The organism is Pseudomonas sp. NBRC 111123 (assembly GCF_001320205.1).
In the GTDB taxonomy this organism is placed as follows: Bacteria; Pseudomonadota; Gammaproteobacteria; order Pseudomonadales; family Pseudomonadaceae; genus Aquipseudomonas; species Aquipseudomonas putida_J.
The window spans coordinates 64,332-78,071 of the sequence record NZ_BCAZ01000004.1 but is presented as its reverse complement, the minus strand read 5'-3'; the positions used below and the strand labels follow the sequence as shown (position 1 = coordinate 78,071).

9 protein-coding genes are annotated in these 13,740 nt (G+C 63.4%); 3 read left to right on the top strand and 6 right to left on the bottom strand.

The features are described 5' to 3' along the window. Positions 1-182 precede the first annotated feature (182 nt). From APH27_RS03765 to APH27_RS03755, 3 genes are all read right to left on the bottom strand, one after another. Entirely contained in the window at positions 183-2,594 is a 2,412-nt protein-coding gene (locus tag APH27_RS03765; RefSeq protein WP_027917863.1) for a glucose/quinate/shikimate family membrane-bound PQQ-dependent dehydrogenase, read from the bottom strand. A 42-nt stretch (positions 2,595-2,636) separates the two neighbouring features. Further along, positions 2,637-3,983 carry a carbohydrate porin gene (locus tag APH27_RS03760; RefSeq protein WP_027917862.1) on the bottom strand — a complete coding sequence of 449 codons (1,347 nt, stop codon included), beginning with the start codon at positions 3,981-3,983 and terminating at the stop codon, positions 2,637-2,639. Between the two features lie 272 nt (positions 3,984-4,255). Beyond that, a complete protein-coding gene (locus tag APH27_RS03755) occupies positions 4,256-6,301 on the bottom strand; it encodes a TonB-dependent receptor (RefSeq protein WP_060484018.1) in 2,046 nt (681 codons plus the stop codon). A gap of 164 nt (positions 6,302-6,465) precedes the next feature. Between APH27_RS03755 and APH27_RS03750 the strand changes: the two genes are divergently transcribed. Together APH27_RS03750 and APH27_RS03745 are read left to right on the top strand one after the other, a co-directional pair. After that, on the top strand, positions 6,466-6,687 hold the full coding sequence (locus APH27_RS03750) for a VF530 family DNA-binding protein (RefSeq protein WP_027917860.1): 222 nt from the start codon (positions 6,466-6,468) through the stop codon (positions 6,685-6,687). A 1-nt stretch (position 6,688) separates the two neighbouring features. After that, on the top strand, positions 6,689-7,324 hold the full coding sequence (locus APH27_RS03745) for a Pr6Pr family membrane protein (RefSeq protein WP_060484017.1): 636 nt from the start codon (positions 6,689-6,691) through the stop codon (positions 7,322-7,324). 52 nt (positions 7,325-7,376) lie between these two features. Here APH27_RS03745 and APH27_RS03740 read toward each other — a convergent pair whose 3' ends face one another. The 3 genes from APH27_RS03740 to APH27_RS03730 form a co-directional block, all read right to left on the bottom strand. Beyond that, positions 7,377-8,135, bottom strand: a complete 759-nt coding sequence (locus tag APH27_RS03740; RefSeq protein ID WP_060484016.1) for a siderophore-interacting protein — start codon at positions 8,133-8,135, stop codon at positions 7,377-7,379. Beyond that, complete coding sequence (locus APH27_RS03735) at positions 8,128-8,673, bottom strand: PadR family transcriptional regulator (protein WP_060484015.1); 546 nt, start codon at positions 8,671-8,673, stop codon at positions 8,128-8,130. The genes APH27_RS03740 and APH27_RS03735 overlap by 8 nt, the downstream gene beginning before the upstream one ends. A gap of 86 nt (positions 8,674-8,759) precedes the next feature. Then, on the bottom strand, positions 8,760-11,897 hold the full coding sequence (locus APH27_RS03730; RefSeq protein WP_060484014.1) for a transglycosylase domain-containing protein: 3,138 nt from the start codon (positions 11,895-11,897) through the stop codon (positions 8,760-8,762). Between the two features lie 390 nt (positions 11,898-12,287). Between APH27_RS03730 and APH27_RS03725 the strand changes: the two genes are divergently transcribed. After that, positions 12,288-13,706 (top strand): amino acid permease, encoded by a 1,419-nt coding sequence (locus tag APH27_RS03725; RefSeq protein ID WP_027917855.1) that lies wholly within the window; start codon positions 12,288-12,290, stop codon positions 13,704-13,706. The last annotated feature ends 34 nt before the right edge of the window (positions 13,707-13,740 follow it).

Here is a 13,740-nt window from a genome sequence, read left to right as displayed (position 1 = left end):
AGCGTATGCCGGCCTTGCTTGAGTAGGCGCGGCCTTGTGTCGCGAAAGGGCCGCAAAGCGGCCCCGCTATTTCTGCAATGCTGCTGAAATCCTGGGGCCGCCTTGCGGCCCTTTCGCGACACAAGGCCGCGCCTACAATGACCGCATGTGCTGGTTGAGCCCCTGAACGGGGCTCGATGGCGTTACTGGGCCAATTTGTAAGCGATGATGTAATCGCCCATTTTCGTGCCCAGGGAGCCATGGCCGCCAGCAACGATCAGCACGTACTGCTTGCCGTCCTTGCCGGTATAGGTCATCGGCGTGGCTTGGCCACCTGCAGGCAAGCGGGCTTTCCACAGTTCCTTGCCGTTGTTCACGTCGTAGGCACGCAGGTACTGGTCCAGGGTACCGCTGAGGAAGCCGACGCCGCCCGCGGTGACGATCGAACCGCCCATGCTCGGTACGCCCACCGGCATGCCGATCGGCACCGGGGTGCTGTCACGGGTGGTGCCGTTCTTGCGCTTCCACACAACCTTGTTGGTGAACAGGTCGATGGCTGCAACATAGCCCCAGGCTGGCGCCTGGCAGGGGATGCCGATCGGCGACATGAACGGGTGCATGGTCACCGCGTACGGCGCGCCGGTGTTCGGCTGCACACCGCTGGTTTCGCTTTCGCGTTTGCTGCCGGCGGCCACCTGCTCGCGTGGCACCATCTTCGACACGAAGGCCATGTAGTTGGGCGAAGTGAACAGCAGCTGGCGCACCGGGTCGACCGACACGCTGCCCCAGTTGAACACACCGACGTTGCCAGGGTAGACCAGGCTGCCCTGTTCGGATGGCGGGGTGTACTGGCCTTCGTAGCGCAGCTCGCGGAACTGGATGCGGCACAGCATCTGGTCGAACGGCGTGGCGCCCCACATGGCCTGTTCGGTCAGCTCAGGGCCAAGCAGGTTGAGGTCGGAGCGGGCCTGGGTCGGCGCGGTATGGTCACCCTTGACCGCGCCCTGCGGGACCGGGATCTCGCGGATCGGCACGATCGGTGTGCCGTCACGGCGGTCAAGCACATACAGGCTGCCCTGCTTGGTCGGCACGATGATCGCCGGCTTGATGTCGTCCTTGGTCTTCAGGTGCACCAGGGTTGGCTGGCTGCCGACGTCCATGTCCCACAGGTCGTGGTGGGTGAACTGGTAGTTCCAGCGCGCCTTGCCGGTGGCCAGGTCCAGTGCGACCACGCCAGCGCTGTACTTTTCGGCGCCCGGTGTGCGGTTGGCACCCCATTGGTCAGGCGTCTGGTTGCCCAGTGGCAGGTAGACCATGCCCAGGTCTTCGTCGACGCTGGCCAGCGACCACATGTTGGCCGAGTTGCGGCTGTACGTCTTGCCGGGGGCCAGCGGCTTGGTGTCGTCCGGGTTGTTGCTGTCCCAGTTCCACACCAGTCGGCCGTCGTGCACGTCGTAGGCGCGGATCACGCCGGACGGTTCGTTGGTCGACTCGTTGTCGGTGACATGGCCGCCGATGATCACCAGGCTGCGGGTGATCGCCACCGGCGAGGTGGAGTAGTAGCCGCCAGCGGTGAACGGGCCGATGCCGGTGGTCAGGTCGATGGCGCCCTGGTTGGCGAAGCCTTCGCAGACCTTGCCGTTGTCGGCGTTGATGGCGATCAGGCGCGCGTCGGCGGTTGGCAGGTAGAGGCGGCGCGGGCAGGCCTGGGCCACGGCCTGGCCGGCATCGGACACCTTCGGCGCCGGGCTGCCGTCACGGCTGACGTAGCTGTTCTCGTCGTAGTACGAGACGCCACGGCAGGTCATGTGGGCGAAGCCCTTGAAGGTACCGACCGGGGTCTTGATCTGCGGGTCGTAACGCCAGATCTCGGCGCCGGTGTCCGGGTCCAGGGCCAGCACCTTACTGTGGGCGGTGCAGGCGTAGAGCATGCCGTTGGCCTTCAGCGGGGTGTTTTCGTTGGTCAGCTCGACCGGGTCGTTGTCGGTCGGCAGGTCGCCGGTGCGGATGCGCCAGGCTTCTTCCAGGCGGTAGGCGTTCTGCGGGGTGATCTGGCGAAGCGGCGAATAGCGGTCGCCGTGCTCGGTACGGCCATAGGCCTGCCAGTCGCCATCGGGCATGGCCGGTGCGGCGCTGCCCATTTCGCTGTTGTCGCGGCCGAGTTCGCCGAACACTTCACCCGGGTGGGTAAATTGGCTGCCCAGGGCGCAGGCCCCCGACGCCAGTACGGCGACGCTCAGCAGCGCGGTATTGGCCTTGGATGCGGGGCCGGTCAGCGGGCGACGGGCCCACGGCAGCAGCAGCACAACGCCGATGGCGAACCAGATGGCCAGGCGTGGCACCAGTTGCCACCAGTCCAGGCCCACTTCGAGCATGGCCCACACGGTGCTGCCCAGCAGCACCAGGCCATACAGGCCCAGGGCGATGCGGCGCTTGGCCAGCAGCAGGGCGCCCGACAGGGCAAAGCCGATACCGGCAATCAGGTAGTACAGCGATCCGCCCAGCTGGCTCAGCTTGATGCCGCCGGCCAACAGGGCCAGGCCCATCAGCAACAGCAGCACGCCCATCAGGCGCGGTAGCCAGCGGGTTCCTTGGTTGGCACCGTCAGTGCTCATCGTAGGTTCTCCGTTATGTGAAGGTGGTCAGTGTGAAGGTGGTCAGAAAGTGCTTTGAATCTTCAGGCCGCCGATCAGCGCGCTGTCGACCTGCGACACCCCGCCCGGATGGCGGATGTACTGCAGGTTCGGGCGCACCGTGAGCCAGTCGGCCAGGTGAATGCCGTAATAGAGTTCGGCGCTGTACTCGGTGTCTTGCACCGGCAGGTAGCCTGGGTTGTCGTAGTCGTCGAGGCCGGCCACCTGATTGGCCAGGCGGGCGTTCTTGCGGTAACCCGGGTTGGCGTGCACGCGGGCGACGGCGAAGCCGATGTCGTCCTTGGCGCGGGCGTCGAAGGGGCCTTTGTAAACGAGTCCAGCTTGAACATAGTTGTCGATGACATTGGTTTTCTTATCGTGCACCGTGGCGTTGGCGAACAGGCTCAGGCCGCGCGACTGGTCGGATGCCAGCGAGGTGACCTGCTGCTGGGCCCCGAGCCACAAGCCGTGCTTGCTAGAACTGCTGCGGTAGGCGGCGCCACTGAGGGCGGCCGGCTGGCCGTTGCTGTCCTTGAGAACATCCTGTGCCTTGGCATTACTGTAGTAGTAGCCGGCGCGATATTCCCCTTTCAGGCCATTCAGGCGTGGGCTCCATACCAGTTCGACTGGCATTACCGCGCCTTGGGTACCGCTGCCGCTGAGCTTGAAGCCGTTGCCCGATTCGAGGTTGGACGGGTTCTGCTCATACACGCCGACCTGGGCGTACAGCTCTGGGTTGAGGTTGTAGCGAACGCGCATGGCCCACTGGCTGACTGGCCAGTTGTACCAGATGCCGCCGACCCAGTTGCCCACCTGCGAGCCGCAGAAGGCCAGGTTCTGGAAGTCGCAGGGGAAGCTGTTGAAGTCCTCGCCTTCGCCAAAGCGGCCGACTTTCACGTCCAGGGCGCCGTCGAAGTATTTCTGCTTGATCCACATTTGCGTCAACCGCCAGGTTTCGCCACGGCCCCAGACTTCCTGGGCCGAGGTGAAGCCGCCCACCCGCGGGTCGTTGATGCGGTCGTTGCTGATGTTGTCGCCGTGGCGTTCGGTGATGGTCAGCTGCAGCTCAGTGTCGTTCCAGCCGAGGATCTTCTCCAGGTCCAGGTGGCTGCCAAAGGTGAACTGGTCGCTGTAGCGCGCAGTGCGGTCGTGGTCGTAGCCGCCGTGCAGGTTGCTGCCCATCTCGCCGGTGTAGCCGAGGGTGAAGTCGTAGCCTTTTTCCAGCAGCTCGCTGCGGGTGCCGCCCCAGTCGCCGAACATCCATGGAGAGTCCTTGGCGAACGCTTCGCTGGCGTTGGCAATGACGGGTAAGCCTGCGGCAATGGCGATGAAAGCCAGGCCGGTGTAGCGGGTTTTGGGCAGTTGAAACATGAGATAGCGCTATCTTCTGATTATTGAGAAAACGGCAAGCACACCGAGGAGCGGGCTCTTCGATGGAAATGACAATTGGGAATGCAGGGTGAAGCGATTCAGCTTGCGGCGAGGAGGATATAGGGGAAGTTGTAAGAAAAAAAGACAAATTGTCGCAGTTGATTGTTGCTGATCTGGCAACAATGTGGGCCTTTTCGCGGGCAAGCCCGCTCTCGCACGGTACTGAGCTTTACCTGTGGGAGCGGGCTTGCCCGCGAAGAGGGAGATGCCAATCAGAAGGTGGTACGTAACCCGACTTCCACGCTACGCCCCGGTGCCGGTGCTATGTCGCGCAGAATTGAGCTGGCATAGCGCACGGTCTGATCGGTCAGGTTCTCGCCGCGCACGAAGGCCAGCCACTGGCTCTGGCCGATATCGAAGCGGTAGCCGACGCTCGCGCCCAGCGTGGTGTAGCCAGAGGTGCTGGTCTCATTCTCAGGCTTGCGATGCTGCGAAGCGGCATGTTGCACATCGACCCGCGCCTGCCAACGATCCAGTTCCCACACCAGGCCGCTGTTCAAGCGCAGCGGGGAAATGCGCGGCAACGGCTCGCCGCTGTCGAGGTTCTTGGCCCGGGTGTAGTCACCAGACAGCTCCAGGGCGAAGCTGCCATAGCGGTTCTCCAGCAGCTTCCAGCGGTCCTGCGCCTCGATGCCATAGAAGCGCGCACGCACGCCCTGGTACTGGTACTCGGGGAAGCCTCCGTCGTCATGATCGTGGTCGTGATCTTCACCATCATGGTCGTGGTCATGGCCTTCACGCAGGTTACCGGTGCCGATCAGGCCGATGTAATTGCGGAAGTGGCTGTAGAACAGCCCGACGCTGCCTTTGTGGGTGCCATTGTCGAAGCGCAGGGCCAGGTCTGCAGAAATCGCCTTTTCCTTGTTCAGGCTGGCATCACCGACTTCGAATGCGCCGGTGGCCACGTGGGCGCCGTTGGCGTAGAGCTCATAGAACGTCGGGGCACGCTCGGTATAGCCGAGGTTGGCTGCCAGCGACCAGATCGGGTCGAGCTGGTACACCGCGCCCGAAGACAGGCTGAAAGCGTTGAAGCTGCTGGCACTGTCGGCATCGGTGAAGTTTTCGTTGCCCTTGGCGTCGGGGTCGACGCGGGTATGCTCCATGCGTGCACCAAGGCTCAGGTTCAGGCGCTCGGTGGCCTGCCACTGCTCGAGCATGAACAGCGCCAGGCTGTCGGTGTCGGTGTGCGGGACGAAGGCTTCCTCGCCCAGCGCCGAGAACTCGTTGCGGCTGACCTGTGCGCCAATCACGCCTTCTACTGGCCCGAGTGGCTGATGACGGGCTTCGATGCGTGCTTCGTAGCCCTTGTTCTTGAAGGTGGTGTGTACCTCGCCTTCTTCGATCTCGCTGTGCTCGTAGTCGGTGTAGCCGGCATCGACCTTGACCGAGCTGAACGGGCCGTCCAGGTCACGCAGTTCCGAGGCAAAGGCGTAGTGGTCCTGTTTCATGTCCAGACGCACGCCGGATTCGGCCACCGAGCCGTAGTTGCTGTCGTAGCGGCTGTAGGACAGGCCGGCATAGCCATGCTCCCAGTGGTAGGAACCGCCGATCGCGCCACCGTCCTGGCGGCCGTCGCTGTTTTCCAGGCGGTGGCGGCTGCCTGGCGCGTCGGGGTCACGAACTTTGGAGCTCTGCGCGTAACCGGGAATGCGCAGGTCGTTGAACTGGCGGCTGTTGGCGTCCAGGTGCAGGGCGAAGGTGCCGTCACCGGCTTCCAGCTTGCCAGCACTGCTGCGGGTGGTGTCGGCGCCGCCGTAGCGCAGTTCGCCGGCACCGTGGATGCCCTCGATCGGCGAGTCGGGGATGCGGTTGTCGAACGTGTTGATCACCCCGCCGATGGCATTACCCCCGTAGAGCAGGGCGGCCGGGCCGCGGACGATTTCCACGCGCTCGACCGTGACCGGGTCCAGCGGTACTGCGTGGTCGTAGGACAGCGACGAGGCATCCAGAGCACCCACGCCATTGCGCAGGATGCGGATACGGTCGCCATCCAGGCCGCGAATAACCGGGCGGCTGGCACCTGGGCCGAACCAGGTGGAAGACACACCGGGTTGCTTGTTAAGGGTTTCACCGAGGCTGCCGTGCTGCTGTTGCAGCAGGTCGTCACCGTCGAGCACGGTACTGGGCGCAGCCAGTTGACGGTTACCCAGCGGGTTGGCAGTGACGACCTGGGGTTCCAGTTCCACGGCTTGGCCGGGTGATGAAGCGAGCCACAGGGCGACAGCGAGGGGGGAGAGGCGCAGAGGGATGTGCAGCATGGGGATGGGGCGTTCCTTGGCAGATGCTTTGTGTTGTTACAATATAACATCACTATTTCAGCACAGAGGTTTTACGCCTGGCCAGCGGTTTTTCCGCAGGCAACACGGATCCCACCTGCCACTACACTCGTGTAAGGTGCGCATCTTTCCTACGGAGCACTGGCATGAGCACGGCCCAACACAACGCGCTGCACGGCAAGACCCTCGAACAGATCCTCACCGAGCTGGTGGCGCACTACCAATGGCAGGGCCTGGCCGAACGCGTTGATGTGCGCTGCTTCAAGAGCAACCCGAGCATCAAGTCGAGCCTGACCTTTTTGCGCAAGACGCCCTGGGCGCGGGAGAAGGTCGAGCAGTTGTACGTGAAGCTGCAGCGCAAGGCCTGACATGCCACGGCGCCCCTGGCTGACGTCGATGGCGTTGCTTGGCTGGTTCGGCCTCACCGTGCAGGTCTACCTGGTGCTGCTGGCGCGTTGGCAGGAGCAGGCCAGCCTGATCGGCGGGCTGATCAATGTGTTCGGTTACTTCACGGTGCTGACCAATACCCTGGTGGCGACGGTAGTCAGTTACGCAGCCTTTGGCCGGGCGTCAGCTGCCAGGCGCTTCTTTCTGTCGCCATCGGTGAGTTCTGCCGTGGCGGCCAGCATCGTGCTGGTGGCGCTGGCTTACAGTGTGCTGCTGCGCCACCTGTGGCAGCCCGAAGGCTGGCAATGGCTGGCGGATGAGCTGTTGCACGATGTGATGCCGCTGCTGTTCGTCTTGTACTGGTGGTTCGAGGTGCCCAAGGGCAGCCTGCGGCTCCGGCACCTGGCAGTGTGGGCATTGTATCCGGCGGTGTATTTCGCCTATGCGCTGTGGCGGGGGAGTGAGATCGGGGCGTATGCCTACCCGTTCATCGATGTGGCGAGCCTGGGGTATGGGCAGGTGATGCTGAATGCGTTGGGGGTGCTGGCGGGATTCTGGGGGATTGGCCTGGTATTGCTGGGGCTGGATCGGTGGCGAGCAGCGCAGCACTTTGTGTAGCCTGCACCGGCCTCTTCGCGGGCAAGCCCGCGAAGAGGGCAGGAATAACCAATCACTCGTCGTCTGCGGTCCCGTCGGCTCGCCAGTATGCGGCGGCCTTCAGGGCATCTTCCGCCACGCCTTTCTCCAGCAGCAGTGCCTTGGCCTGCCGGGTCAGCGACTTCTCCAGCGCGACCCAGCTGTACAGCCTGCCTTCGGGCAGATTCAGCCCCTTCAGCAGCGCCAGCATGTCCTCATCCCGCTTGATCCAGATGACCTCCACCTGCGCCGCGCTCGGCAGCGGCTGGCGCTCATGTTCATCCTCGATCTGGATCACCGCCAACACCTGACGCCCTGCTGGCAGTTCTTCGAGGCGCCGGCCAATTGCCGGGATCGCCGTCTCGTCACCCACCAGCATGTAACTGTCGAACATATCCGGCACCACCATCGACGCCCGTGGCCCGGCAATGTTCAGGACCTGCCCTGGCGCAGCCTGTGCCGCCCAGGTCGACGCGGGGCCGTCGCCGTGCAGCACGAAGTCGATGTCCAGCTCGTTGGCCACCAGGTCGATACGCCGCGGCGTGTACTCGCGCATGGTTGGCCGGGCACCGCCGTCACGCCCCAGGTTACGGGCATCGATGGCCTGCTGCTGCTCGGCATTCTCGGCGAACAGCAGCTTGATGTGGTCGTCACTGCCCAGGCTGGTGAAGCCCTGCAGCTCGTCGCCGCCGAGGGTGATGCGGCGCATGCGCGGGGTCAGGTCGGTGACACGTAGCACCTGCAGGCGACGTTGGCGGATTTCGTGGTTGACGCGGTGAATGGTGTTACTCATGGGGATTCTCCCTGACTGGATCGGCCGGCCCGGAGGCAATGGCCTTGGCAGTGTCGTTGAGCAGGTTGCGCACCCGTTCGATTTCTTCCGGCGTCCAGCGGCCACTGTGCATGTGCAGGGCATGGCGCAGGTTGCCGACGGCTTCGTGGATTTCTGGCGGGCGGTCGTGGCCACGCAGGGCGCGCTTGCTGACCTCGATGCGCATGCGCACACCGTCAAGGGCGACGGCCTGGTCGGCCAGGGCGTCATGGCCGGCCGCGGTGATGGTGTACAGGCGTTTGCTGCCGTGCACCTGGCCGCTGATCAGCTCGGCTTCTTCGAGGAAGTTGAGGGTGGGGTAGATGACGCCGGGGCTTGGTGTATAGCTGCCGTCGAACAGGTTCTCGATCTGGCGGATCAGGTCGTAGCCGTGGCCTGGCTGCTCGGCCAGCATCGACAGCATCAGCAGCTTGAGGTCGCCGGGGGCGAAAACCCGCGGGCCACGCTCACCACGTGCGGGGCGGCGCTCGAAAGGATCATGTGCGCAGTGGTCACGCATGAAGAGGCTCCTTGTGTTTCGATATATCGCAAGATATTACTCAAGATATATCTAAACACAAGCCGCTAAATGCCGATGATTATCATCTACGTTTTAGATGAGTCGCTGCCATGCATGGCGATCTGCGGCGGCTTGCACTCGTTCGGGTTGCCCGGCTGCAAGTACGGCATCAGGATCGGCGCCATGCCCTTGAGCACCTGCACCGGCAGCGCCGAGGTGAACTTGAACGCTTCCGCCGAGCGCCCGGGGACGAAGGCCGTCAGGGTGCCGAAGTGGTTGTCGCCGAGGAAGAACACGAAAGTGGCGGTGCGGTTCAGGGAGCGCGAACCGATCAGGCGGCCGCCAGCGCCGAAGCTTTCGATACGGTTGTCACCGGTACCGGTCTTGCCGCCCATCACCAGTGGCGTGCCGTCATTGAGCTTGAAGCTGCCGGAGATGCGCCGCGCGGTACCGGCATCGACCACCTGCGACATGGCGCCTTTCAGCGCCCGCGCCACTTCCACTGGCAGAATCCGCACACCACGGTCCGGGTCGCTGACCAGCTTGGTCTCGTAGGGCGTGTTGGCGGCGAAGTGAAGGGTGTCGATGCGCAGCGTGGGCAGGCGCACGCCATCGTTCTGGATGATGCCGACCAGTTCCGAAAGGGCGGCCGGGCGGTCGCCGGAGCTGCCGATGGCAGTGGCCAGCGAGGGCACCAGGTGGTCGAACGGGTAACCGACGCGTTTCCAGCGTTGGTGGATATCGAGGAACGCCTCGATCTCGACCATGGTGCGGATGCGGCTATCACGCGCACCCTGGTGCCGGCTCTTGAACAGCCAGCTGTAGACTTCCTGGCGCTCGAAATGGCTGGCGTTGACCATTTCCGTGAGCGTGGAGCTCGGGTGCTTCAACAGGTAGCCCAGCAGCCACAGGTCCAGCGGGTGGACCTTGGCGATGTAGCCCTGGTCAGGCAGGTCGTACTTGCCGGGGCCGTAGGCTTCGTACATCTCCGCCAGCTTGCCGTCGGTGAGTTTGCCCAGGGCAATCTTGTCGTCCTTGCTGTGGGCGCGGACGAAGGCGTTGAAGGTTTCCTGGCCGGCTTCCGGGAACAAGTAGCGGTGCACTGCAGCCAGGCGCTGCGGGGTGGCGCGCATGCTGTCGAGGAAGGTGTCCAGGCGCTGTTGGGAGGTCTTGCGCTGGTATTTCTTCCAGAAGCGCATCAGGTAGCTGGTGCCTTCCTTGTCGGCGAAGCGCGCCAGGTATTCCTGGCGGCGCGGGTCGGAGTCGTCCTTGAGCAGCGGCACGCGGTTGAACGGCTGCTGGTAGGTGACGTAACGCACCAGGTCACGCATCAGGCGGATGAATGGCAGGTTGATCGACTCGCGCAGGGCATCCTTGAGGGTCGGGTTGCGGTTGTTGTCTTCCTTGCGGAAGTTGTTGAACACGTGCATGCCGCCGCCGGTGAAGAAGGCTTCGCCGGTGTTGGCCGAGTACTTGCGTTCCAGCGCTGCATCAAGCATGGCGTCCAGGCTCTGGTTCTTGCTGTTCTGCGCCAGCCACTCCAGCGACCACTGGGTGATGCGGTCGAGTTCGGCGACTTCGACTTTCTTCAGCTCGGCAGCGGGTTTGCCGGCGTACTTGTCGTGCAGTTCGGCGATGATCTCCAGATAAGTCGTCAGTACCCGCAGCTTGGCGGTCGAGCCCAGTTCCAGCTTGCTGCCTTCGTTGATGTCGAAGGGCTGGTTGGTGCTGTCGGTCTGTACCCGTACCCGCGAGCCATCGGCGGTGCGCTCGAACAAGGTGAAGCTGTAGCTCACCTGATCGGTGGTCTTGGAGGTGAGCAGGCGTTCGCCGATCAGGCCCATCTGCGCAGCAAATTCTGGGTCGGCAAGGTTTTTCAGGTACTGGCTGACCTGCAACTGCAAGTCGGCCTGCAGGGTGCTGGTGGCTGACACGTCAAGGCGGTCAAGGTCGTACAGCGGGCGGTTGAGCATGGCTGCGAGGCGGTTGCGTGCCAGGCTGATGCCCTTGTTGGTGATGATCGGCACGATGGTCGGTTGTGCCACCCAGTCGCGGTACACCGCCTTGCTGGCCAGCGCCGCATCGGCCAGTGGTTGGTCGATGATCTTGCTGGCTGCCAGCACGCGAATGTGCGAATCGGTGAGCTCGGCCAGTTCGACGCGGCCTTTGGACAGGTAATGCGAAGGGCGACGCTGGGCGATCATCAGCGACAGCACCTGGCGCAGCGCCAGGCCGCGCGCGGCCATGCTCTCAGGGTCAGTGGCAGTCGAGGTCAGCGCCTGGTTGACCTGGTCGAAATCGGCGCCGTACCACACCCGCAGGCCTTCGGCCATGCCATGCACTTCGCCATGCCCGGGCACTGCCGACAGCGGCACGCTGTTGAGGTAATCACGCACGATGCGGTGGCGCGCTTCGCTGGTGTCAGGGCCGCCCTGGTAGGCACGCACGCTGGCCGAGATCATCTGGCGGATCTTCTCGGCACCATTGACGGTCAGGCCATCTGGTGAGTGGCGGTATTTCTCCAGCTGGGTGGCAAGGGTACTGCCACCGGCAGACTGGCCGGGCAGGGCCAGGTACTTGGCGACCTGGCTGTAGGCGGCCTTGGCAAAGCGCGGCCAGTCGACGGCCGGGTTGTTTTTCACGTCCTTGCTATCGAGCAGGTCGCGGTTTTCGATGAACAACAGGCTGTTGACCATCACCGGCGGGATGGAGGCGAAATCTGGGTACAGGTGCTGCGGGTAGTTGTACTGGTACAGCGTGTCGCCGCGGCAGTCGGTGATCGACAGGCCGGCCTGGATCTTCTCGATGTAGGGGGCGAACAGCCCGTGCTCGACATAGCTCATCAAGGCCGGGGAGAACTGCACCTGTTCGCTGATCAGGTAGTCGCGTTTCAGCAGGCGCGGCAGGAACTCGCCCAGCCCGCTGTAGCCCAGGCGCTTGTCGAACGGCCCGTCGCCCGGATAGACGATCGCATCGCTCGGCCCTGGCTGCAGCGAATAGGTAAGGGTAGTGGCCAGCTTGCTGAATTCACGCGACTGCAGGTTGGAAGTGCGGAACTCGTCGTAGGCGGCGAAACCGATGGCAACCAGTGCGACCAGCAGGATCAGGAAAATCAGCCGCCACCAGAGCCTGCGCTGACGGGGGGGCTGCGGTTGTGGCGTCTTGGCCGGCGGTGCTTCAGGTGCTTCCGTTCTGGTTGGTTCCGATTGCCACAGTGCGCCCATAGTCTTCTATCCGGCCAGGTGTTTTCGTCTTGCTTGTCTGAAGCTTAGACGTTGACGGGAGCAGGTGAAAAAATTGTAGGAAGTCGAGAAAAGTGGCGTAGGGCTATGCGGCTTTGGTGTGGGTTTATTCCTGCATTGATGTTGTTAGGGTGACATTGGAATCGGGGTGACGCAGCAGCAGGCCGAAAAACTCGCTGAATTTCCCTGTTTATACAGCGAAAACCCCTGTAACGGACTTCCTATACTGCTCGGCCCTTCGCCCTGCCGACCGCTCTGGACCGGCACACGGGCCGGCCCACAAGGCCAGCCTGGCAAGCCAACGCCACGCCTATCGGCATGGTCGGTGCTGCACGAAGGTCAAATCCAATAACAAAATGAGGTTGTATTGCTATGCCAGTCGGCAACCATCCTGCCCCTGCCGAGCCCGTCGAGGGCGGCCCGCTCAAGCGCGAGCTGGGCGAACGGCACATCCGTCTGATGGCGCTGGGCGCCTGTATCGGCGTCGGTCTTTTCCTCGGTTCGGCCAAAGCCATCGAAATGGCCGGCCCCGCGATCATGCTGTCCTACATCATTGGTGGCCTGGCGATTCTGGTGATCATGCGTGCCCTCGGCGAGATGGCCGTGCACAACCCGGTCGCCGGCTCGTTCAGCCGCTATGCCCAGGATTACCTTGGCCCGCTGGCGGGCTTCCTCACTGGCTGGAACTACTGGTTCCTGTGGCTGGTGACCTGCGTCGCGGAAATTACCGCCGTGGCCATCTACATGGGCATCTGGTTCCCCGACGTACCCCGCTGGATCTGGGCCCTGGCGGCACTGGGCAGCATGGGCGCGGTCAACCTGGCAACCGTGAAGGCGTTTGGCGAATTCGAATTCTGGTTCGCCCTGATCAAGATCGTCACCATCATCGCCATGGTGATCGGTGGCATCGGCGTGATCGCGTTCGGCTTCGGCAATGATGGCATCGCCCTGGGTATCTCCAACCTCTGGAGCAACGGCGGTTTCATGCCCAATGGCGTGACTGGCGTGCTGATGTCGCTGCAGATGGTGATGTTCGCTTACCTGGGCGTGGAAATGATCGGCCTCACCGCCGGTGAAGCACGCAACCCACAGAAAACCATCCCCCAGGCCATCGGCTCGGTGTTCTGGCGCATTCTGCTGTTCTACGTCGGCGCGTTGTTCGTGATCCTGTCGATCTACCCGTGGGACGGCATTGGCAGCCAGGGCAGCCCGTTCGTCATGACCTTCGAGCGTCTGGGCATCAAGACGGCCGCCGGCATCATCAACTTCGTGGTGATTACCGCTGCGCTGTCGTCGTGCAACGGCGGCATCTTCAGCACCGGGCGCATGCTCTACAGCCTGGCGCAGAATGGCCAGGCACCGGCCGCCTTTGCCCGCACCTCAAAAAACGGCGTGCCGCGCAATGCACTGCTGCTGTCGATCGGTGCGCTGCTGCTGGGCGTGCTGGCCAACTACCTGGTGCCGGAGAAGGTGTTTGTCTGGGTAACCTCGATTGCCACCTTCGGTGCAATCTGGACCTGGGTGATGATCCTGCTGGCGCAGATCAAGTTCCGCGCCGGCCTGTCGAGCGTCGAACAGAAGGCGCTGAAATACCGCATGTGGCTGTGGCCACTGAGCTCCTACCTGGCCCTGGCCTTCCTGGTGCTGGTGGTGGGCCTGATGGCGTACTTCGAGGATACCCGTGTGGCGCTGTACATCGGCCCGGCATTCCTGGTGTTGCTGACGGTGCTGTATTACGCGTTGCGCCTGGCGCCGCGGCAGGAGCCCGCCACGCTGAACAGCGTCGCCTGACACGGATAGCCCCGGGTATCAGCCGGGGCTTTTC

Bases quoted from the DNA above. Each gene is read 5' to 3' on its own strand.
- APH27_RS03745 (WP_060484017.1), top strand. From the start codon at position 6,689: ATGCCACGGCGCCCCTGGCTGACGTCGATGGCGTTGCTTGGCTGGTTC.
- APH27_RS03760 (WP_027917862.1), bottom strand. From the start codon at position 3,983: ATGTTTCAACTGCCCAAAACCCGCTACACCGGCCTGGCTTTCATCGCC.
- APH27_RS03740 (WP_060484016.1), bottom strand. From the start codon at position 8,135: ATGAGTAACACCATTCACCGCGTCAACCACGAAATCCGCCAACGTCGC.
- APH27_RS03750 (WP_027917860.1), top strand. From the start codon at position 6,466: ATGAGCACGGCCCAACACAACGCGCTGCACGGCAAGACCCTCGAACAG.
- APH27_RS03765 (WP_027917863.1), bottom strand. From the start codon at position 2,594: ATGAGCACTGACGGTGCCAACCAAGGAACCCGCTGGCTACCGCGCCTG.
- APH27_RS03735 (WP_060484015.1), bottom strand. From the start codon at position 8,673: ATGCGTGACCACTGCGCACATGATCCTTTCGAGCGCCGCCCCGCACGT.
- APH27_RS03755 (WP_060484018.1), bottom strand. From the start codon at position 6,301: ATGCTGCACATCCCTCTGCGCCTCTCCCCCCTCGCTGTCGCCCTGTGG.
- APH27_RS03730 (WP_060484014.1), bottom strand. From the start codon at position 11,897: ATGGGCGCACTGTGGCAATCGGAACCAACCAGAACGGAAGCACCTGAA.
- APH27_RS03725 (WP_027917855.1), top strand. From the start codon at position 12,288: ATGCCAGTCGGCAACCATCCTGCCCCTGCCGAGCCCGTCGAGGGCGGC.